Consider the following 23,544-nt stretch of genomic DNA (forward strand, 5'->3'; position numbering starts at 1 on the left):
TTAAAAGCTAGCTGGCGGATCTTCAGGACGAATCACAGGCCTACGACGTACGCCTCTTGAATCCTGATGCGCTCCTCCAAAGCCGCGCATCATACCCGAAAACGCACCTTCTTGTCTTCCAGCGCCAGGACCTCTACTGAAAAGCTCTGACTGATGCTGATGCTGTTCCAACATCTGCCCAGTCTGCCTATCTAGACCAACAACACTCAATAACGATTGCGCTGCTGTCGTACCCACTTCAGAAAGATTTGTAAATGCTCCAAACATAATGCTACTCATCTCACCACTGTTAAGCACAAAATCCCTTCCCACGTGGACCAAAGCAAGGAAGATCAAAATGTTAAATATCGGTCCAGGTAACCCTATAAGCATCGCCTCTCCAGTGTTATGTATTTCCCTTATAGTATCAGTGATAGGAATCATAGGAATAATACCGATAGGTAACGGAAAACTTAGCAAACATAACGTGGTAAGCTTTAGATCTATGTTAAAAACGCATGTATCACAAACTTCAAAGTTAAGCATTGCGTATATTACCTCGTTAATTGCATGCACTAGCAGAGCAATACACGAAAAGATCAAAACCGGCTGCATGGCAGTCTGCAGTAAAACTTTTATCCACATATCAAATATGCTTTTTGTGCGTTTGAATAACACACATATCAAAAAGTACGGCGCTATACAGAGCAATAAAGCTATCGTCATTATGGACACTAGATATATAACCACAGCCTGAAACAAAAACTGAATCAAGACTATAATTCCCCAAAATATAAGGATTACAGATAACCAACCTATAGGCCCTGCAAATATAAGCGCTAATAACTGGATCCAGGTTTGCGTAACGCTAAACCTATATAGAATCCCATCCATGAATCCAAAATCTCCCCCCGAACCTATTCCTCCGGTCATTGCATCAATAAGAAACTTTGGTCCATCTATAAAAATGCTCAACAGATGATCGTTGAAGAAGGTCCAACTGTCAGGTCGCAGCACGTACATTACAGTAATAATCTTCACAATTGTAATGAAAAGCTGAAATATCGATGCCTTAGAAAAACCAAAACAAAAATACAGAGCGCTTACTATTACATACAAAACAAGTAACGCATTTACCATGCGCATAAACGGACCACTTTGACTGATGTGACGATATAATTTATGCGCAACACTATCTGTGTCAGAAGAGCCATATAACGCACTTCTTACCTTACCTTCAGTCCATGATACAATATGTCCGAATATCCTTGGAGGTATCTTAGTAGCTTTTGTATGGATTTCAAAATACCCAACATTGTTTTCGTATCCATCGCCATTATCGTGGATACCAAAGTATAAATCCCCTTTTTCACCAACAGCATCTATGAAAACGGACCCTGTATCTATGAAATCTATTTGCCGTGATTTGTTGTTAGGCCCCGGCTCGAAGGTAGGAGGGCCTTCGGAAAACACATAGTACAAGCTTTTTCCAATATGAGCGCTACAATCTTTTTTTGCGCTAAGAGTGTAACTGCCTGCAATATCACCAGAAACTTCCTTGGGAACTTCAACTAAGAGAGAGATTTCATCAGCCCTCTTCGAAGACGATTTAAGAATAAATCCCCTAGCAGCAGCATCTGTTTTATATTCATACGCTCTATTTAGCACCAAGTACTCCTCTGACTGACCCAATGCCGTACCTGTAGCCTTAGCCTGCTCTAGCTTTGAGTCCTCAAAATCACGCGCAAATTCCTTAGGAACCTGAGCCTTTTCCATACCTTTAGGTAACTCTTTCTTCTCTAATTTACTCAGAGCAAAAGAATTTCCCTTCAGCTTCACAAATGGAATTACATCCCTCTCCTCTTCTCCTTGCACTTGTAATAGCTTATGGTAACCTTCGCATCCTTGACTCTTGTCGATAATGCCAGAACACAATTTCTTGCAATGCACGTTTAAAGAGTACGCATCCATCGAGGATTTAAACTTCTCACGTACCCCCCGTACCTTTGCTCGAACTTCTGCTAACTTTTTATCACGCTTTTCCTTTTCAGCCGCAGGATTCTTTGCCCCCTCCTTAGAGTCTTGACTTGAGTTTTTCTCATCCTTTAGTAACTTATCAACATGCGCCTCTAAGTCAGCTTGATTAAAACACAACAGTTTCTCATGCTCATCGTCAAGCTTTTCCATCGAGCTAGGCTTAACAATACCACCACTTATGTGCAAGTACTCCGGTATCCCATCTGTTATATATGGCGCTTCTCCCTTAGCAACTTTGTACCAACTATTGTAATAGCCTGATCCTCCCCCCAACTTGCTGCTAAAATACAGAGGATACTTATTCCCTATATCAGAGGATAAACATGCGCCAACGTCTGATACACGAATATCAGCCTTCCCATTTCTACATGTTTCATCGTCTATTGTAAAATTATTAACAGGATTGAGAAAAAACCTAATCTCCTCACCAGGCATAATCACTACAGGAAAGGTAAATTTAAATTCCCTATTTTTACCCATCGTAATTGGGTCACTATTGGCAACACGCAATTCCATCACGTCTATTTGCGCATTTTCACAAAAGTCTAAGTGATGGGGCTCTATTTGCAAATCCAGCTTCTTACCAGATAACGGAAAATCTACTTTTGTCCAATATTTAGAGCTATCCTTCTGTCCCTTCTCGCCAGAATTTGCAAACACCACACTTCTAACAGTATCCTCGTAAACATTGGCCTGAGATATACAGCCGTGGTACCCACATCCCGCAAGCATAAACAACAGTATAAATATTATCGGAACAAACCTCGGCACTGCACACGCTCTCTATCTACATCAGCTCACGCACTTTCTTACGGCTAGAAATGTACTCGCAGACAAAACTACGAAGCCCCATTAACTACCAACTGACTCCCACTCTATTATCCAGATACCCAGCTCAACATTCACGCTAACTCTGACCACCTTTTCCAGAATCTCCTCCACTGCTTCCCCCAGAAACCTTATCTGTACCTCCACTATCAGAGGAACCAATACCTTTTATGGCATCACGAGCCTTGGAGCCCAAATCTGAAAGTTTACCCGAAGCAGCTCCCCTAACTGCAGAAGCCATACCCGCTGCTTTATGAGCAATACTACGCGGGTTCATACCACCACTACCTATAACACCAGCTCTCGGATCCCCAGCAAGCTCCCCAGCAATGTACGATATAGAACCTAAAAAGTGATAAAACAAAAATCCAATTAGTACGAATACTCCCAATTTAGTCCATATCTGAGCAGTAGTAGCCATTTTAAATTCCGGCGCATTAACAGAAATACCAAACACCAACGGCCTACTAAAAAACTGCATTGTGTCAAATATGCACGCTAGATTTGTTTCATTTTCACGCTTCTCACATGCCTTCTTGTCTACAAGCTCAAACCATATTTTCTGCCCTGCTTTGGGAGCACCAGCTACCGTGCCGTCACTTCCCCCACGATGAAATTTTAATTCACCAAAATATAGATTATCAAAAACAGCAAACATCAAAGAAAGAAACGCAAACAATATCACAGGATAGAGAGAATAGGTCATTAACTGCCTAGTCCACCCATCAAAAAACCCCTTTGTAGCCTGAAATAAAGACATTGGGATCATAAGTGGAGAGATTATCGTTAGCACAGTCAATGCTATCAGCGACAACAAGAAAACATATACCGTCCATATAATCGTAAGTACCAGCATAATGACGGCGAAAAACGCCACTAAGCATATTATGACCTTCGCATTAATTAATATAGCTGGTATTAATAGCCCCGCTGTTAACAATACAGTAAGCAGAATACCTGTTCCTGTACCCCCTGTTAATTGACTACCTAGGTAAAACATCATGCGACAGTCCAGCCTATCCCATGGCATGAGATATAAGTACTGCGGACTATAATCCGATGCTTGAAAGTCACAAATTCCAGTATCACCTCCAGCTGCACGCAGCACAATGTCTGAAAGCCCTATAGAAAGCTTAGTCAAATATTCGTAAGCAAGGGACATGGCGTCACCTTGGGTGAAATAAATCACCAGAGCAAACTTTATAACGGTCATATAAAGCTCCCCGGCACTTTGTACCCCACCCAAAACTGCCTTAATTGAAAACAACACCAATGCAAGTATCAAAGCAGCCATCACTGTCTTCTTAAGCTTCTCCTGAGCAACCTTCAAAAATCCAGGATTTACTGAATTCATTGCCCTTGCGCGCCCCGTACAATCTGCAGGAGGATCTAGCAGATTTTTCAGAGAATCAACTATGCATCCCACAACCACCGACGTTATAGGGAAAATAGACCTGGAATTTAAATTTGCTACACCTTTACAAGTCTCGGCAACATAACAGCTATAACATCCACTATTGTCATAGCTAATAATCTTACTTCCATCAGCGGCCTTAGTCTCCCTTTGCACAGACTTAGCACACATAGGCGCCGGAGGTGAATTAGGACGCATCTGACACCCGATCTCTGGCTTAGCCATAAATGGCACACCACTTAGTTTAACAGCGTCAACACAAAGCTTCGCACCCCGTTCTACAGCTCTAAAAGTCGCATCATGCAGTTTAGCCTCCTGACCAGCTTTTAGAACTTTACACTGAATCGTATACTCAAACTCAGTCCAAGCTCCCGACACAGCAAGCTTTGTATTGTGCATATGATTATCACCAAATGTAGCTTCCCGCGGGTACTTACTCTCCTTTAAAACTTCTTTAGGATCTCTACCTGCAAATCCTAGACGCGCCGCAACATAAGGCGACATATACACCGTGCCCAAAGGATGACGATAACAAACTTCTATATAACGTGAACTAGATACCCGATTCTTAGGCCATGCATAATTACTCGCCTTCTTAAACTTCTTACTTGGACATGTAGGCTCTGCCTTCCGAGCATCCTCTAAACTCTTGCTTTCTGCTAAACAGGCATAATAATCAGCCATGTAAGCAAATTCTTTGCTACAATCCCCTCCGTATTTTCCTAAAATTTCTGACGCAGCTACTGGTTCAGCACACTCCTTATAATCACCCTCCGTAGGCACTTCACCGCCAGCTGCGCGCGAAACATCATCAGCGCTTTCAAAGCGCAACACGGGATGACGGACAAAACTCCAATTACATGCAAAATACGGTGCTGACGCAGCAATACCAGCTGAGATTGTTGCAATCGAAGCAGCTATCATTGCAAAACCGAGAGGCCTAAATCCAACAATCGGAACATATAGAAAACCCACCCCTACAACACCACCACCGAGCGCTGCAGTTATTCCAATGCTACCTATCTTTGCAAGCTCTTCCACAGCACCACAACGCGGATTAGTAGCCTCCGCGTGTCTATAATGCACCAAGTTGTTTTCTTCCTCTGTTGGTGTACTAGCAGTAGCATCGCCCGCCGCGTATGACGTTAAAGGAACTGTAACAACAAGAAACATCAAAAATACCAATGCCCTTGCTACCCTATGCATTTTTCACCCTTTGATAAAAAATAGGCAACCACACATTTGGATCATCCCCTACTTCTTCCATAATTTCACGAAGTATGGCAACGGTCTCGGCCCTACCTGACAAAACGTTTATCGTGTCATCGAGCCCTCGTAAATCTATCCTGGCCACAACAGCACTGACCCCCTGCTTGACTAGGAAAAACCTAGTGCCAGGATCTGTATATTTTATTAAAGAATACTCCCGCTCAGTCAGCATGAAAACATCCCTGTAAGCACTAGTAGCCTTAAGATTAGGCAAAAATATCTGAGTGGCAGTCTGCTGAACTAAGGTATCACTTATCTGACTTTTACTAGCATCCTCAACACTCTGTGTCGCAAATATGACAAAAGTATTGAGCTTCCTAAGAACTTTTAGCCAGTCTTTAATCCTAGGCGCAAAAACAGGATTATCTATCAGCGCCCACGCTTCGTCCAAGATAATCATAGAAGGAGTTCCATCGAGAGAAATACTTATCTTGTGAAACAAATACAAAAGCGTCGGAGCAAGAGCCATGGGATCTTTTAGCAAATATCCCATCTCAAATCCAAATACTCTAGACTTAGTGAAGTCTAATACATCTTCGTCATTATCAAAAAGCGCCGCGTGCGACCCTTCTGAATGCCACATCATCATGCGACTCGCTAGAGTATCTTCTCCACCTATACCCAAAAAAGGAACCAGATTACGTAACTTTCTGTCTTCCTTTTTGAGCTTGAAATTACCCTCTATAGCATCATCAATGCGCAATATATCGTCAGGCGTAAGCTTATCTGACAGAGTAGTAGCCAATAACTTAAACCACTCCATGAGAAAACCCCTATTGTCAGGAGTATCGTCTAAGTGCAGCGGATTTAACCCAGTGGAGCCTCTTGTCTCTATAATGCTGTATACCCCCTTCAAAGCCCTGATGAATATCTCAGCACCATGATCTTTGTCAAAAAAGAACACCCGCGGAGAAAACTTCATCGCCTGAACACACAAAAAGTTCATCAGTACTGTCTTTCCCGCACCAGTTGGCCCAATGATTGCTGTATGCCCAACATCACGCATGTGAAAACTGAAAAAGAACGGCGTGCCTGACGTCGTATCAAATACAGTAACCGCTTCTCCCCAGTGATTGCCAAATTTCTGGCCACTTGGATAGTTATGCTGCGACGCAAAACCTGCCATGTTGAGAGTACTTATTACAGCTTTACGTACAACATAAGAGAAATTACCAGGCAATTGCGCCCAAAATGCCGGCTCTAGATTCACTTTTTCTCTTACAGGATATACCCCACAATTCGACAACTCTGCTTCTACTAAAGAGAGAGCATTTTCCAAATTCTTGGGAGTTTTCTCTATGCATAAAACAGTGAGATGATGATGCCCAAAAGCTATCTTACCACTCATAGCATCATCAAGCGCTTTAGAGATTTCATAAATCTGAGATACAGCCTTATCCGAAGACTGTATCATTCGATTCTGCTGAATCTGCATCTTTGTAATAGCAGCCTGACGATTGGTAAACTTAAACGACTGCGTTATTATAAACTCATAAGGTAACTGCAAAAACGCATCCAACATCCCAGCTGAAGTCGTCTGCCCGTACTCCTTGAGACTAATTAAACCAGCGTATTTCGAACCATCATGACAGACTACCTGCACAACTTTATGACCAAAATACAACCTGTGCATGGGTAGATATTTAGAAATATCACCAAGATCTACCGCAACATTATGCACTGCACCGCAATTCACAATCTGGAGCAAAAACTCCATAATCTCTGAAAAATCCCCAGCCGGAGTACTCCTAATACCCAATTCCCTAGGCGCATAATTACGCAAGCTAGTGACTACCCGATTGGTAACCTCCTCTAAATCCTCAAAAGCAGCCCGCATATCGTTTTTCCAACTCTCAGTCGCTGCCTTTTTGTTGATTTTTTGTAATAGATTAACGAATAGCTCGGTACTTTTATTACTACCTTCCCTCACAATCGTTATATAAAGATCATTCGTGAAAGATTGCTTGGTCATATGCTTATTGCGCCACTGCATATTCACAGCATCAGCAAACGCACTAGAAAATTGCTTACCAGCAAAACCCTCAGAAAACGCGTTCCGCCTGCGCCTTATAATGTGAAAATACAGACCAAACGCCGCAGACGACATACTTCGCAGAGTCTGATTCCTGATCGAGTTTTGTATAGAAAGATCTTCATCATCTGCTGTCTCGAAAGCGTAGCCTGAAAGCTTGATTACCTTAAGCAACGAACCATCCTTCGTAACAAGAGTAGTGCTATTCCAGTGCTCCTGATATGGCAAAAAGTTCGACTGATGGTATTCCCTATTAACAATCTTGCGCTTTCTCGTAGCCGAAGACCAACCTAGCTTTAACATCTACATCACATCATAGGAATTAGAATTGTGATAGAACCGATTAAGGCACTTACTGCACTTCTGCATTCTTATGATTAGCAAATCCATGAACAAAGGATCCTTTGCAGACGCAATAAACCCCAACCCGTGCATACCTGGCGCTAAAATAAACAATACCCTAAAGTCATTGCTATACATGAATATCATGATCGAAAGCATGAAATTCATAATAGCAAACGTATAACTCACACCAAACAGCATGGTGGGCCTGGTTAAACCCTTAAACAGCTGATCCGCTTTTACACTACCAGACATGACTAAACCGAAAACAGGCCCGCACAATCTTTGACAGAATCTAACAACAAAAGGTTATCAAACTTTTAATTCCTACAAACCTTCTACGCAGCCTACAGTACACCTGCATCTTCCAGTCTACCCAAGACAAAATCCCAGTTAAGCAAATGCTCTAGGAAAACGTCTATATATTTCTTCCTTAGGTTGAGATAATCTAAATAGTAAGCATGCTCCCAAACATCCATAGTTGCCAAAGGAAGCTGCCCCTGAGTAAGAAGCGGTGAATCTGCATTCGCTGTGCTAACAACTTTCAATGCCTTAGCATCTTCATCATATACAAGCCATACCCATCCACTACCGAACTGCCCAAGACCACTAGTAGTAAAGGCATTATTAAACCCTTCCACACTACCGAAACTGTGCTCTATCATCTCTCTAAGCTTCTCTGGAGGATTTCCCCCACCATTCGGCTTCATGGATTGCCAATAGAAATCGTGATTCCATATTTGCGCAGCATTGTTGAATATAGCCCTACCAGCACTCCCACTATTGTGAGCCTTGACTACTATATCCCCTAAGCTTTCGTTACCCAAACCTTCAAACTCAGTACCCACCACCAACTTGTTTAGAACATCAACATAAGTTTTGTGGTGACCATTATAGTGACGATCTAAGAGATGGGAAGAAATATACGGCTCCAACCCCTCATACGGCAGATCAGACAATTCAAACATTTTTTATTCTCACCGCGTAAACTACAGTCTATACCAACTATACTATTAAATTACAATAATTAAACTAAAAAATTAACTGCTTCTAACTGCCAACTGCAACTAGTTGGGTTTTCTCTCTGCACATAAAAACTAGCCCATATTTTTAAGTACGACCACCATGCATGTGGGGCACCCGTAGGTAAACTGCCAATAAAAAAGCTGCATAATACCGCACTAAGCCCTCTCGAAATGCCTCACTACAAAAAGGATACATGCTTAACACAAAATACTTCAAGAACATCATCAAGGGGCAAATTGTCTGCTTTTATGTGGTTTTTCTACATCGAGCCTCACAAAACTCTTTCTAATGACTTTTAAAGGTTGTAGCATCTACCTAACTTTGGTAGCACTGTCAGTAAAGGTAGTCTGCAATCTCTCGTTTTTTCATTGTATTTTCGGAACATTTATGGGCAAGAATTTGGCGAGGTTGCTTAAGCAACACAGAAAAAGCATGCGTGTATTCTTCAGAAGCAAACAAGATCGATTTTTTTCTCTACTCTCTCTATCAGCCTTAGGCATTTCTGTAGGAATGTTGATGCTAGTCCTCTGTAGTATTGTAAATAACGGATACAAAGCCCTGACCGCAACTAAGATCCTTCTACACCTAGATGATACCGAAAGCATAAGAAAAGACAGTGAATACTTTAGAGAAGACTGCATAAAGCGCATACATAGCGCACTAGATAAAATCCTCAGCAGCCATGTTGATTTGAACAACCCTGAAACTAAGAGAATAGCCTATAGTATCGTTAGCGAAACAGCACACTATGAACTTGCAGACTTAATTCAAAAGAATGTACGTATTAGCCCTGATGGATTGTGGCTAAATGCCTCTACAGAATTCCTAAGTGGCGTTAAAAATAATGAAATATCTAGCGTGGTGCTCAAAACATTTGAAGATCAAGAACGAATAAAGAGAAGCTTCTTTAATAAATCTCTCTTTACTAACTCACATTCCAAAGTACCAGAAAATGCTGGCATATTAGGTGCGCTTATCGGCTCCTTACTGACTATAATAGTGTGTTTAGCAATTGCCATTCCCCTGGGCATTATGACAGGAATATGTATGCAAGAACTGTTGTCGAATAACAAAGTATCATCAATAATCGAGATCAGTATTAATAACCTGTCGTCTGTACCTTCAATAATTTTCGGGGTATTGGGCTTGGTGGTATACCTAAATATATTTGGCGTGCCCAGATCCTCATCATTGGCAGGCGGCATGACTTTATCAATCATGATACTTCCGTATCTGATATTGACCACAAGGCAGGCTTTAGCAGCTGTGCCAGAGTCTGTAAAACATGCAGCGCTTTCCTTAGGAGCCACCAATATGCAAGTAATAATGCATCACTCATTACCTATAGCTTTCCCTGCTCTGGTACAGGGTGTTTTAGTGAGTGTTGCACGGATTATTGGGGAATCTTCCCCTTTAATTATGATAGGAATGGTAGCATTTGTTATTGATCTACCTAAAACTTTCCTTGATCCAGCAAGTGTTCTGCCTGTGCAAATTTATATTTGGGCAAACAATTCTAGCGCTGAGTTCACAAAGATTTCAGCAATAGCCATACTAGCCTTGCTGATGATCTTACTCGTACTAAACATGATAGCCGCATTTATCAAGAGACGCTTAGATAATTTCTCCTTTTAAGTTATATCGCCTGAATTAAATGGAACACTATTTTTATGAGACTACGCACACCAGCACTACAGCAACATTGATGCCAGAATCATCGCCTGCAGCATCCACAATGTGACCCCTATCCATATACCTCCAGTCTTTGCTGAGCAGCTTCTCTCTGTACTGAGGAACTTACAAATTCCACATCGTATTATTATTTACGCAGCACAACACACGTATTGTGTAACACCTAGAAAGTATTATGCCCAACACATGCTCTAAAGGCAATACCGCAACTCTAAAGCGCCTGCCAAACTTTATCCCTTAATGAGTTGTTTCTTTTATTTACTCCAAGGTCGGAGATTTTAGGCAAGTAGTACCGTGTAATGGTCAACCGTTTGATGCCAACTTCAATTGAATTAACTAAAAATTACTTTTATGAGACCACGCACACCAGCAACATTGCAGCCAGAATCATCGCCTGCAGCATCCACAATGTGACCCCTATCCATATACCTCCAGTCTTTGCTGAGCAGCTTCTCTCTGTACTGAGGAACTTACAAATTCCACATCGTATTATTATTTACGTAGCACAATACACGTATTGTGTAACACCTAGGAAGCGTTACACCCCGACACATGCTCCACAGGTAATACCCAAACGCTACTTTTGTAAAATGTAAGCGCACTCAGCAGGACTCGAACCTGCGACCTCTACCTCCGGAGGGTAGCGCTCTATCCTAACTGAGCTACGAGTGCATAAACTTATTCTGCCGGCAACTTCTTACTAGCTAAGTAGCAACACGCATACGCGCAGTGCGTAAAGCGCGAAGCCTCAGAAAGTCATCCTCAGCATGGTATGAGGACCTAGCTAACGGACTAGATGCTACCATAGAAAAACCCTTGGCATATGCCATACGCTTGTACTGTTCAAACTCCTCAGGGGTAACATACCGATCCACATCAATGTTGTCCTTCGTAGGTTGCAAATACTGCCCCAAGACAAGAAAGTCAACCCCCGCACACCTGAGATCATCCATAACCTGGTATACCTCTTCCTTCTGCTCACCAAGCCCTAACATCAATCCCGACTTCGTGAATACTCCCTGAGTCTTATCCTTTACTTGCTGCAACAATTGCAAAGAATTGAAATACTTAGCTCTAGGACGCACCCTTGCATATAACCTAGGAACCGTCTCCAAGTTGTGATTATATACATCAGGCCTTGCAGAAGCGATGACATCCACCGCGCCTGGCTTACCCTGAAAATCCGGTGTTAGGATCTCTATGGTCACATTTGGGTCACGCTTCCTTATTTCTCTAATACACTTAGCAAAGTGACTTGCCCCACCATCTGGTAGATCATCCCTATCCACAGACGTGATAACCACGTGCTTCAACCCTAACTTGCTGATAGCTTCGCCCACTCTCTCAGGCTCCCCAAGATCCAACGCTCTCGGAACACCAGTCTTAACATTACAGAACGCACACGCTCTGGTACACACGTCACCCATCACCATTATAGTAGCATGCCTCTTATTCCAGCACTCACCTATATTAGGACATGCAGCCTCTTCACATACTGTGTTGAGCCTTTGGCGTTTGACTAGATCTCTAACTTCTTCAAATACCTCGCCCCCGGGCATTTTTACCCTTAACCAGCTGGGCTTACTATTCATAACTACCAGTAATAAACTGCTGGGAGAGTAGTAAAAATTACATAATTTGTCAACATTTCACAGACACTGTGCTGCAGATTACCAAGCACGTACTTTGGCAATACACAGCAGATATGCTCGCACACATAAATACCTTTTTAAGTCTATAATGAACGTTTTCCATAGTTGGAAAATTTTCTTACTAACACATTTACTAGTACTGCTTTCGTAGATGTACAGCAGATAAATAACAATAAGATTCGTATACATCATTACTACTGCTCTTGACACAACAATACATATACTCTGAGATATCCCAGGATGCGCACTATACACGCGACAATATGCTGGTGATAATCCCCTTGCACTCTGCCCACTTACTGCCTATCACTACAATTAAGTCTGCTCCTCAACCCTGCCTTATCGGCGCAGTATCTGCATCTCTACACATTGCTGTGTCACAGTTGCTACTGAAACCTCTGCTAGCTCACTTGATGCCTGCATCTTTACAACAGATGCCTGCTCACACTTAACAACTCCCGATGCAAATGAAACCTTGGCAATTGCACAGAAATCTATCGCATCATACCTCAACTCGTCAATTGCACAGGTACGTTCTTCTCTCCTCTTATTGTGCTCAGTATGAACATGTGCTTGTATATGAAAATCAAGGTGTACATTATGATGCTCCTGTACATGCCTCTGCTCCTTTATACCATCATCTACTACAACCCTTGCATCAGCTTTGGGAGCAGCGCGCCTTGCATGCATATAAGGACCTCTAGCAATCCCCGCATCTTCACCCCCAACAATTTCCATTGCTCTGTTAACAACTATACGCGCCGCTTCTAATACCCGGTTTGCGACCGCTTTCAGTACTTGATTTAACGCTGCTACGATCGCGTGAGCTGCAGTATCAGCTACTGGAACAGGAGCATGATTTCTTCCATGTAAAGCAAGAAAATGCTCCGGTAATATGCTTTTATCATGAGATACTTGGTAACTCATGCTCTTGGAGAGCAAGGCAGCAATGTGCACGTCAAGACCAGGCTGATACCCTGCAAGTGCCATCATGCTCGCCTGCATGCTGGCCATGTCTTTTGCAACACCACCATGAACTAAACCTGCCATATCCATAAGAGGCTGCATGGTTCTGCTATACGATGCGCTACGCTCCCCAGAAAAACCATCACGTTGTAGCGATAACGTAGCTGAGGCAAGAGCACTCCCCATAATTATGATGATCAGCTGCTCAATGCCCATAACAGATCTATAGCTAACCAGCTGCATCCGTAACTGCAGCAGCAATGATAGTCTTTCTTGCAATACTTTTCGCAACGCAGGATCTTGTTCGTGATCCAAAGCTGAAACAAGCTCTTTTATCTGCTCATTCAGCAATTCACTAAGGCTCTTCTCTCTTCTTCTCAGCAGTAACTTCCTGAGAATCGTCATTAGCGCTTCTATCAACAGCCGCTTTTTGCGCCGTTCCTTAAATGACAAAAGCTTAGGATGACCTCGAATAACACTCTTGGTTGTGAACCTTTCATAAAATTCACCAAAAAAATTCAATAATCTCTCAAGTAGAGGTAATTTAAGTGCAAATCCCTCGCCCTCTACAGCGTGCAAATGTTCTGGTAGCCCAACATCCTGAGCAACTTGACTCTGCCCCTCATCGCTTTGGAGCTCTACATGATCGGCTTGATCCTCTAAAGGATATTTCCGCGTAAATTCTGCAAATTCTTTGGATAGCTCTCTAACAAGTTCTTGTGCCGCTGCATCTTCCAACCTAATTTTCGCGCATTCACGTACATCATAGCTATCATCGTTGTTAGTACACGCATCTGTATCGTCGTGTGTATCCTTATGCATATCTAGCATACCAAATTTCCGCGCATTTAGGTGATTAGACAAAACAAACGTTTCATTGTAAATCTTCCCAGTAAAAAATTATTATACCTGAGAACTTAATAGTTAAACTATACCATTTGAACGGAGCTTTCGCTTTACGAGTGCAACTTGCCATTACTAAGTGTTATGACGCAAACATTATATAAAATAGCGCGCGTTTGAGTAGTGAGACAAAATAAATGTCTCCTTGTAACGCTTTCTACTAAAAACGCATTATACTCAAGAACCCAATAGCTAAACTATACCATTTAGAAGAAGATTTCGCTTTGCGATTACAACCTGATATCACTAAATGTTATTATAGTAAATTATATAAAACAGCGCGCATCTCTTTCCGTTTTAGAGCTAGGAAACAGACAAAGCACTTCCGCAGACTGTAGAACACTCAGCTGCTCGTCACACGCTACGTCAGTACTACTATTGGAAGATACGCTGCAAGCATGCGCTCCTTCGCAATTATCCTCTTCCTGCTGAAGGTAAAATTCTAAACTTTCAGCGCATACTTTTTTCTTCTTCCTCTTTTTTATGCTCTTGATTAAGTGCACCTGTGAAACTGTACAGCATAAATCCGCTATACAATTGAAAAAGGCCTTCACTTTACTAACTGCGACACCTTGTTGATGGAATGATTGACCGTATATACTATGGTCTATGGATGCAGATAAATCGGCAATACCTTCCCCATCCAATTGCACTACAGCTTCTCCCAAAGCTATCATATATAGGACACATTCTTTCGGAAATAGACTACCCCAAAAACACTCTAAAAACTCTTGTGCAAGTTCCGTATCCATAAAAAAATCGTACACTTGCCCCAATCCGGCAGAGTTCAAAACTATATCTGCACTCTTCGAGTAGTAGTCAACGCGGGCAGCCAAACTGCCACCATGACACTTTATTGCACTGTATACTAAAATTGAAAGAGTAATGCTCTTAGGATTCTGGAAGTATTCCAAAAACTCTACCACTTCCTCACGGACTTTCTCCCCTAGAGAAATCACACCTAGATTCAAGCCCACCATACTACTCGCTTTTTCAGCCATAGAAGAGGCATGTTCCAATAGTGAAAAGTCTTTGCACATGATGTCACAGAATCTTCTATAACTCATTGTGCTGTGACGCGCTCCTCCCTTATCTATTGTGTCTAAGATACAGCAAGCATCACTGATATAAGGACGAAAGTTACTTCTAAGGTCACACAAGACAACCTCTCTGCTAACCCTTATCCCTTCTAATAACAAATGTCTATATTCTCGTAAGGTTAAAGCGCAGTCCATTAGCGCAATAGCACAACTTTTCTCTATTTTCGTGTCATGGAACAAAATCTCCCATTTTTCAACTGCTCCTGAAACATCTCTTTCAGCCATTACTGCAATAGCCCAGTTTACAGCTGCTATTTTTTCATTAATCTCCTTAAGAGTAACTTCCGCCCCTACTTTAGCATGAGCTCTACTCAGAAACTCCTTAGCACACTTGCTAGAGCTTATGCTTTCTACCCTGGTATGTTCACGATTTGCAACTAAGACAGTCTGCATGTTAACAGCTGTAACAATGTCGTATACAGCCCTTCTTTCGCTGTAAGAATTGAAAATAGTAGGTGTTTTAGGAGTATTAACAGAAACCTGCAAGTGCTCCTGATAATTGTTCAGCAAAAAGAAAAATTCCCTTCTGAGATCAATATAATTTGAGCAGAAAATAGTTCTCTGCGGCAGGCTAACACGCTTCTTAAATGCTTCTAACAATAGTGAAACGTCTTCCTTATCCCCATATACAGAGCGCACAAAACCCTGGTAGATCCCCAAGGGCATATTCCTTAGATTCCCATGGTGCTCTTTATAAACCCCTGATATGAGCTCAAAAATATTGCTAGCAGGTGTCCTGACTTCTCTCTGGTACGCACTGTCATCAACTGCGTTATTCCCATGACGCTCGAAAACAACAGCATCGCCCCCTGTAATATTTTTTTCGACCATGCACACTGAATCGCTTCCAAGCGTTAAAAGCTCAGGCGCAGATTTCTCAACGACATCGACTCTATACACGTCTTGGGGATTGTTCTGTCCTACATAAAACAGCCGGTCAACTAGCAAAAATAAAGAAGGTTTCAATCCATAAATGCTCAGGTGAGAACATACATCCACAAATTGTTTATAAATGTAACTGCAAAGGCCGTAGAACTTATCAAATGCAAATCTCGTAATGCGAGATACCAAGCCAAACAGCAGGATGAAATCAACTGTTCTGATTACTAACCCAATAAACTGTACTGCAAAATGTATGGTTTTATCTACTACAGTATCCAGGACCAATACAGCTACTATGCTGTCAAACATAGCCCTGAGAACATATGCACACCCGTGTGCAGCAATGCCTGGAATGATTCCAAAATGAGCTAGTAACCTACCTACTACACCTACTAAAACACATGCAAGCCCTACCAGTATTAACAATACATACCAAATAACACGATATTTCTTTAGGTAGTACAGTAGCCTTTCTTGAGCTCCCGAGATGTTATGATGTACTCTAAAAGCCTTATGAAGCATTTCGGCGTCATACGCGCCTGTAACGTTCCTATGATCTCCTTCCTTGAGATAAAGAGCACTAGCTATTCTAGAGGAGAACTCCGTATGCGGAATAAGTGAATCCTTAGCATATAACCTATCCCTAATACTTTTTCCCTTATAGCTCGGATAAGTTCTATACTTCCCAGGGTTAAATAATGAGCGCCACCACGAATGAAAGGGTATGTACCGAGATCCCTTATGCACGCGTGTTACAAAATCTAGGAGCGAGCTGTACTCAATATCGCGAATCCACTCATGCTTACGATTCTTTATAGCTGTGCGCAAAATCTCAAAAACTCCGTCCGAAGTTACGCCATCAACAAAAAGTGCATTTACTAGCCGTGATACCTGTACATCACCTTCACACTGTAATCCGTGTAAAATATCACACAACTTATGAGACTCAATTTTACTAAGTAGCAGCCTATTTCTGGCGCTATCATTGCTCGTCCATGCACCATGTTCATCTACTGTAAAAATGGCTTCTAAGTTTCTTTTGTTGAGCAGGCTCTTTTCCCATTCATCAAGGCATTTCCCTGCAGTGCTACACGTAATTTTTGCAGCAACATCCTCAAGAGACTTGCAAACTCCCGTGCGAAGCTCTTGGCAAATAGCACGATACATGGATACAAATCTATGTACCCTATGCGACAGCTCTTGAATCTCGCCCCTTGTAACTCTAACGACAGCATCACGATCAACAATCTGGTTTGTCGCAAGAAAGTCGTAGATAGCTAGCAGTTGGCTTACATCACCACTAACTTCCTTGCAGGTTTCATTGAGAAAAAACCGCAAATCCTCTTCTGTCAACTTTCCTACGTGCTCTGACAGAAAAACACTTTCTGCTGCTACCATCGCACTTAGGCCTCTAAAGTACTGCTGCGCTTGCAGTACTCCACGTTCGTCATTAAACCTTTGGAAAAAAGCCGGATCATCTATAAGACTCCTGAAGCTCTCTAAGTGGGAAATGGCACTTAAAACTTTCTCCGTATCAGCATCTGTCACATGAGGATTATCATCAATCCTTCCAACATCACCACCTTTTGCGTCATAAAAAACCCTCTTCATACTATTCACAACACAATCAAGTTGTCGTGAACGAAGCCTTTTCTCCACATGAGACCTGACACTAACGTCACTCATAATCTCACGTATCGCCACCATAAAGTCACAAGCAGCTATCTTGAGACTTTCTGGTCTCGTAGAACACTGTCCACGGTTAGAGAGTGCACTCAGTAAATTTCTAATACAGCATATTGCGCCCTCAACATATGAGGCATGTCCCTTCTTAGCATCGCGAAGTTCCCCGAGATGCTCCAATCGCATTTTTGCGGCTTCAAATAGAATACTGTCTTCTGTATTTTCTGAGATATTCTCCAATAGATAGCGCATATCTGCCTCTGAAAGGCTAAATGCGCTCTCAAGAATATTGGGATTAGGAAAGCATAAAGGGACAACCCTACTTGCCAATATATTACAGGGCAACCTACCAGGATGAAGGTCTCCAATATAATTAATCAGCTGTTGGAATCTTCCAGCGCCTGAACGCATATCATGCACAAACGTGCTCTGCGCGTGCTGATATAAGTTCTCCGCATAACCCTCAAACAAATTAGTAAGTTCAAGCAACATGTACGTTGCAAGACGCATACTGTATTCATCCTCATTGCAAGCATATCTCATAGGATTACGCATGCGATATATAAGACGAACTAGGTCTGATTTCTTGATTTTGACAACATACTCTCCTGAATCATTTTTCAACACCGCACAGGGTAATATTGAAAGGAGAGAAAATACTCTAGGATCACGCGAGCAAACTACAGTAAAATCAAAAAAACTCTCTTTTATCTTACCTTTTATAATGTTCCCTATAATACCAGAAAGATAGGCTTTGGTCTTTCCAATCCCAAAATTCCGCATCAGTACCCCTGGTCTCAGATACACAAACAAAAATCAGTGGTAGTCTTTTTCGCAAGACAGCCTAAGCGCTACAACCCTCAACAGAGCTAGCTATACAACGTATAATTAACACATAGCAAAGAATGCTGGCTGTTTCCCTATACTCAACAATAGATTGCTAACTCGCAACAAACTTCAATATAATTTCCCCATCAGCAACGCTGCTTCCCGGCGATAGAAGCACTTCTTCTACTTCCGCCTCTACTTCCGAGCATATCAAATTTTCCATCTTCATAGCTTCTATGACGAGAACAGGCTGACCTACGCTTACCTTATCTCCCTTCTTCACGTATATATCAACGATCATACCCGCGATAGGGGATACTATGGCATCACGCAATATTTCATCCTCCTGAGGCTCAGGCATGAACTCAAGAAACTGACCTACGTTCTCTTCACAAACCGTACATACAGCAGAAACCGCCATATACCTTAGATGATACCTACTGGAACTCCTCTTAACTTTTATGCAGTATGAATTACTGTCTATGCTGACATCCAACATTTTGTAATTGCCGCGCCATGCCCCAGATAATACAACATACCCGTCTTGACCATCCAAAGCAGCAAAGATCCTGCCATCTACACGACGCGCATTCAACAAGTACTTAAGCTCTCCAACTCGTGCACATACCTTACCATCTATGCTCCAGTGCTCACCATACTGCCTGGCTTCATCTTCCAAGTATATATACAGCAGTGCAAATGCGAAAATCTCACCTATTTCAGGAGTAAGCTCATCACCCTCAAAACCTGATTTATAAAACTGCGCAATAAACCCAGTACTGATATCTCCTGCAACGAAAGCTGGCTTGCAAAAAACTGATAATAAAAAATCTATGTTATTGACAACACCTTCTACATAAAAACTACAAAGGGACTTCTTCATAACCTCTATAGCCCCTACTCTAGTCTCAGCATAGGACGAGACCTTAGCTATCATAGGATCGTAAAACATGCTGACAACAGAACCCTCGGTCACCCCACTGTCTATCCTAAGATTCACGCTAGCAGGAGGCTCATGATAATGTGATATTCTACCACTTGAAGGCAAAAAGCCTTTTCTAGGGTCTTCTGCATAAACCCTTGCCTCAATGGCTGCCCCTACAAAACGCACGTCCTCTTGAGAAAATGAAAGAGTCTTGCCATCGGCAATATGTATCATCTCAGCTACAAGGTCTATCCCCGTAACCAGCTCAGTTACCGGATGTTCGACCTGTAACCTAGTGTTCATTTCTAGAAAATAAAACTCTCTCTCAGCATTAACTATAAACTCTACAGTACCCGCGGAGAAATAACCCACCTTCTCTGCTAAACTCACACACTGTGCATACATTGCCCGTCTAGTCTTCTCATCCAAAAATGGGCTAGGAGTTTCTTCTATAACCTTCTGATTATTACGCTGTATTGAGCACTCTCTCTCTCCGAGACACACCACATTGCCGTGCTTATCAGCTATTATCTGAATCTCTATATGCCTAGGAGACTCTATGTATTTTTCAATGAATATCCTACAGTCACTAAAGCTTTTCTCAGCTTCATTTGTGGCAGACACAAAAGCCTGTTCCATCTCCCCTACAGAACGAACAATCCTCATGCCCTTACCACCGCCACCAGCAGCAGCCTTTATCATTACTGGAAAACCCATTGACTCAGCTATGCTTAAAGCTTCCGCTGCGCTCTCTACAACCCCCATATATCCAGGGACAACAGCTACTCCTGCATCTTTAGCGATCTTTTTCGATACGACCTTATCAGCCATCATCCTCATAGAAGCCGACGAAGGACCTATAAAGCCTATGCCGCTCTCAGATAACCTATCAGGGAACTCGGCATTCTCAGAAAGGAACCCATATCCAGGATGCACCGCGTCAGCTCCTGTAGCCACTGCAACATTACATATTTTATCTATATCCAAGTAACTTTGACTTGCAGGACTTGGGCCAATGTAAACAGCTTCATCAACACACCTCGTGTGCAGCGCCCCCATATCGGCATCTGAGTACACCCCAACACACTTTATCCCCATCTTACGAGCAGTGCGTGCTATCCTACACGCAATCTCCCCCCTATTAGCAATTAGTATCTTTTTTATCATGCAGCCAAACAGATAAATTCAAACTAAGAGCTGCCGTAATCCACCAGCAGCAAATACAACGCCAGATTCTACATTCGTGCTATCACACTGCAAACAATATTTTTAACTATAGCACCGCATATACCAATAATCAGAATATCCTATATCGGTAACAAAGTTTACAAATCATATAAAATACACCTACCACTGCCCATATCATGACAACCATACCTACCTAGCGAGCTTCTCCTTCTTAAGCAAAAAATTCACAAATAGTCTATCACGCCAAACATTCGTAACACCAAAATGCTTGACTTGCTCAACATCAACACGCAAACCTCGCATATATTGATCTAGTTTAACATACACCGCTAAACAACAGATAACGGAAATACCAATTTGCGAATCAGGACTCAAAGCAGCAAACACACAGGAGATACAACATGACACATGTGCATACCATACTCGTAGAACATTATAACGCGAAAAAACGGCTTGATGTTCTAATTTCTGCTTCCCTTAATATCTCCCGAAGCAAAGCGCAGTGCATTATCAGCGATGGAGGCGTCACACTCCTTGATACACCCGTACTGAATAACAGTCATCTCACAAATACTGGTGATGTGTATACGGTTACGGTCCCAGATACTCCGCAAAGTACATCCATAGACCCTAATCATGATATCCCGCTGCACATAATCTACGAAGATGAACACATAATAGTAATAGATAAAGCTCCCAATATAGCTGTGCACCCCGGTCATGGCACAAAAAACGATACCCTAGCACATGCTCTGCTTGCACACTGTGGTAACGCTTTATGCGCTGTAGGAAATAGCCATAGACCTGGCATCATCCACAGATTGGACAAAGATACCAGCGGACTAATGGTAATAGCGAAAACTGAAAAAGCTTATCTAGTATTATCTCAAGCACTTGAAGAAAAAAAATTCAGGAAAGAATACCTAGCGCTAATATGGGGTGTGCCCACTACAAAACACTGCTTTATACAGACTAATTTAGATGTCAAAAGATCAGACAAAACTATGATGGAAGTTACCCTCTCTAGGGGAAAACACGCAAATACGGAATACATCATTGAAAAGACCTTCGGTAATGTGGCAAGTCTAGCAAGATGTATATTACACACAGGAAGAACACACCAAATCAGAGTACACATGAGCCATATAGGTCACTCTGTTGTAGGTGATCAAAAATACGGAAAAAACAATAAGAAAAGTCTTAGATGCGGCATACCAGAAGTCCGTAATTTTAAACGACAAGCACTACACGCGTGTCTATTAGGCTTCCATCATCCTTGTACTGGAGAATACTTGTGCTTCAATTCAAATCCCGCAAAAGACATACAAGAACTCATCTCGATTCTAGAAAAAGCAACTAGCACAGCTTCGACTTAGGACGTGACGTATACCTGAGCAAAACATCCCCACGGGCTTACCCCAAAAAAGAAGAATATGCTAACAACAAACCACAGACCACCTAAATCCGCACTGACCTTGCAATACCGGACGCACAAACAACCACAACAATAACGAAATGGGAAACCGTGAGCGGCCACTGGAAGCAGAACTATAGAACTCACGCAGCACAGATGCTGAAATACCGAACCTATAACTTTGAAATGAGCCAAGCATTACTTATGCTATTCGCATCGAAGGAAAACAAAGCAATACCCTATACGGTACCCTTATATACCTATGCTAACCAACAACTCACTACCATACCCTTCTTCTACGCACAAAACACCACAACAATAGCGAAATTGGAAACCGTAAGCGGCCACTGGAAGCAGAACTATAGAACTCACGCAGCACAGATGCTGAAATACCGAAACCATTACTTCTCTATAAGCTCAGCATATACCAGTCACATAGAGAGGAAGGATAATAAGGAAGCCCCCGCAGTTCTCTGAATTTACCAATACTTACAACACTTCACCAGCGTACTCTTCGCCGAAAAATGCCATATGGCTCCTACTTCAACAGCATATATATCTTGCTATTCCGCAGTAAAGGATTCCAAAGTCACGCGAGCAAGGCACCGCCATGGAGCAAACCATAGCGCAACACATGCTGTTACTTATAAATGGTCAATTAAACATTACGCCACTACAGCGCATAGAGAGTGGAAACTACAAAACCCTACTTGCTGCGCTACAACCCGCACAGCAAATAGACTTGTGATACAGATAACGAAATACGTCTAAGCAATTATATATTATCGGACTGCTTAGACTTTCCTGTAGCAATAGCAACTTTAATCTTTCTCTTTATCTTACGAGCCACTTCTGTAAGCTTTCTTGAAGAAGTATTCAACAGATAGAGATCCAACCCACCTTTATAGTCTATAGTACGCAGAGTACGACTAGCAACCTTCACCCTAAACTTTCTGCCAAGAACTTCGCTAACCAAAGTGACATTATGCAGATTTACCAGATAACTCCTCTTAGTCTTGCGATTAGAGTGGGAGACCTTATTACCAAAAGACTTAGACGCCCCTGTAATATCACAAACTCTGCTCACCAAAACCTCCATGTAAAGCAAACTAACTTTCTATTCTAGCAAGATGCCATAAGTAGTCAACCTAAGCCTAATCAGAAACTCACTCATAAAAACCCCCTCTTACAACAGGGTATACAACTACGCCGTAAGTCTTTCACCTTTTAGGCTACTGTAACCACAAAAATAGCTCATATTTATGTGTATCACACGGCTCATGTTTTATATCTCAGTACAGATATGTCCTCAGCACAAAGGTAATACTTTGCAAAACTGCTGTTATTAGCTCAAAAAACATCGTCCCCCTATGGTCGCCTTACA

The 23,544-nt window shown here is 42.1% G+C and carries 13 protein-coding genes and 1 tRNA gene; 2 read left to right on the forward strand and 12 right to left on the reverse strand.

Translation table 11 applies throughout. From position 1 onward, the window contains the following. From APHWEB_RS00455 to APHWEB_RS00475, 5 genes are all read right to left on the reverse strand, one after another. Positions 1 to 2,787 carry a type IV secretion system protein gene (locus tag APHWEB_RS00455; RefSeq protein WP_011450504.1) on the reverse strand — a complete coding sequence of 929 codons (2,787 nt, stop codon included), beginning with the start codon at positions 2,785 to 2,787 and terminating at the stop codon, positions 1 to 3. 136 nt (positions 2,788 to 2,923) lie between these two features. Then, entirely contained in the window at positions 2,924 to 5,464 is a 2,541-nt protein-coding gene (locus APHWEB_RS00460; RefSeq protein WP_011450503.1) for a TrbL/VirB6 family protein, read from the reverse strand. Beyond that, entirely contained in the window at positions 5,457 to 7,862 is a 2,406-nt protein-coding gene (locus APHWEB_RS00465) for a VirB4 family type IV secretion/conjugal transfer ATPase (protein WP_011450502.1), read from the reverse strand. The genes APHWEB_RS00460 and APHWEB_RS00465 overlap by 8 nt, the downstream gene beginning before the upstream one ends. Beyond that, the gene (locus APHWEB_RS00470; RefSeq protein ID WP_011450501.1) at positions 7,863 to 8,156 is read right to left on the reverse strand and encodes a type IV secretion system protein VirB3; all 294 of its coding nucleotides are present in this window, start codon (positions 8,154 to 8,156) and stop codon (positions 7,863 to 7,865) included. Positions 8,157 to 8,248: 92 nt separating this feature from the next. Beyond that, positions 8,249 to 8,869: a superoxide dismutase gene (locus APHWEB_RS00475; protein ID WP_011450500.1), complete on the reverse strand. Its 621-nt coding sequence runs from the start codon at positions 8,867 to 8,869 to the stop codon at positions 8,249 to 8,251. A gap of 445 nt (positions 8,870 to 9,314) precedes the next feature. Between APHWEB_RS00475 and pstA the strand changes: the two genes are divergently transcribed. Beyond that, positions 9,315 to 10,562, forward strand: coding sequence for a phosphate ABC transporter permease PstA (gene pstA, locus APHWEB_RS00480; RefSeq protein WP_021799018.1), 1,248 nt, complete (start codon positions 9,315 to 9,317; stop codon positions 10,560 to 10,562). A gap of 654 nt (positions 10,563 to 11,216) precedes the next feature. On the opposite strand, the gene APHWEB_RS00485 is transcribed toward pstA, so the two are convergent. The 6 genes from APHWEB_RS00485 to APHWEB_RS00515 form a co-directional block, all read right to left on the reverse strand. After that, positions 11,217 to 11,291, reverse strand: a tRNA-Arg gene (locus APHWEB_RS00485). A gap of 32 nt (positions 11,292 to 11,323) precedes the next feature. Continuing rightward, positions 11,324 to 12,211 (reverse strand): lipoyl synthase, encoded by an 888-nt coding sequence (gene lipA, locus APHWEB_RS00490; RefSeq protein ID WP_011450497.1) that lies wholly within the window; start codon positions 12,209 to 12,211, stop codon positions 11,324 to 11,326. Positions 12,212 to 12,610: 399 nt separating this feature from the next. Then, the gene (locus APHWEB_RS05745; protein ID WP_020848842.1) at positions 12,611 to 14,068 is read right to left on the reverse strand and encodes a hypothetical protein; all 1,458 of its coding nucleotides are present in this window, start codon (positions 14,066 to 14,068) and stop codon (positions 12,611 to 12,613) included. A 338-nt stretch (positions 14,069 to 14,406) separates the two neighbouring features. Then, on the reverse strand, positions 14,407 to 18,588 hold the full coding sequence (locus APHWEB_RS00505; RefSeq protein WP_020849257.1) for a hypothetical protein: 4,182 nt from the start codon (positions 18,586 to 18,588) through the stop codon (positions 14,407 to 14,409). Between the two features lie 157 nt (positions 18,589 to 18,745). Beyond that, the gene (locus tag APHWEB_RS00510; protein WP_011450494.1) at positions 18,746 to 20,725 is read right to left on the reverse strand and encodes an ATP-binding protein; all 1,980 of its coding nucleotides are present in this window, start codon (positions 20,723 to 20,725) and stop codon (positions 18,746 to 18,748) included. 210 nt (positions 20,726 to 20,935) lie between these two features. After that, positions 20,936 to 21,121: a hypothetical protein gene (locus APHWEB_RS00515; protein ID WP_196227908.1), complete on the reverse strand. Its 186-nt coding sequence runs from the start codon at positions 21,119 to 21,121 to the stop codon at positions 20,936 to 20,938. A 26-nt stretch (positions 21,122 to 21,147) separates the two neighbouring features. Between APHWEB_RS00515 and APHWEB_RS00520 the strand changes: the two genes are divergently transcribed. Then, a complete protein-coding gene (locus APHWEB_RS00520) occupies positions 21,148 to 22,122 on the forward strand; it encodes an RluA family pseudouridine synthase (protein ID WP_011450492.1) in 975 nt (324 codons plus the stop codon). 813 nt (positions 22,123 to 22,935) lie between these two features. On the opposite strand, the gene rpmB is transcribed toward APHWEB_RS00520, so the two are convergent. Further along, entirely contained in the window at positions 22,936 to 23,247 is a 312-nt protein-coding gene (gene rpmB, locus APHWEB_RS00530) for a 50S ribosomal protein L28 (protein ID WP_011450489.1), read from the reverse strand. Between the last annotated feature and the right edge of the window lie 297 nt (positions 23,248 to 23,544).

Source organism: Anaplasma phagocytophilum str. Webster (genome assembly GCF_000964685.1).
Lineage (GTDB): Bacteria > Pseudomonadota > Alphaproteobacteria > Rickettsiales > Anaplasmataceae > Anaplasma > Anaplasma phagocytophilum.

Coding starts and splice junctions, on each gene's coding strand:
- APHWEB_RS00475 (WP_011450500.1), bottom strand. CDS start 8,869: ATGTTTGAATTGTCTGATCTGCCGTATGAGGGGTTGGAGCCGTATATT.
- APHWEB_RS00470 (WP_011450501.1), bottom strand. CDS start 8,156: ATGTCTGGTAGTGTAAAAGCGGATCAGCTGTTTAAGGGTTTAACCAGG.
- APHWEB_RS00520 (WP_011450492.1), top strand. CDS start 21,148: ATGACACATGTGCATACCATACTCGTAGAACATTATAACGCGAAAAAA.
- APHWEB_RS00465 (WP_011450502.1), bottom strand. CDS start 7,862: ATGTTAAAGCTAGGTTGGTCTTCGGCTACGAGAAAGCGCAAGATTGTT.
- APHWEB_RS00505 (WP_020849257.1), bottom strand. CDS start 18,588: ATGCGGAATTTTGGGATTGGAAAGACCAAAGCCTATCTTTCTGGTATT.
- APHWEB_RS00460 (WP_011450503.1), bottom strand. CDS start 5,464: ATGCATAGGGTAGCAAGGGCATTGGTATTTTTGATGTTTCTTGTTGTT.
- pstA (WP_021799018.1), top strand. CDS start 9,315: ATGGGCAAGAATTTGGCGAGGTTGCTTAAGCAACACAGAAAAAGCATG.
- lipA (WP_011450497.1), bottom strand. CDS start 12,211: ATGAATAGTAAGCCCAGCTGGTTAAGGGTAAAAATGCCCGGGGGCGAG.
- APHWEB_RS05745 (WP_020848842.1), bottom strand. CDS start 14,068: ATGCTAGATATGCATAAGGATACACACGACGATACAGATGCGTGTACT.
- APHWEB_RS00510 (WP_011450494.1), bottom strand. CDS start 20,725: ATGATAAAAAAGATACTAATTGCTAATAGGGGGGAGATTGCGTGTAGG.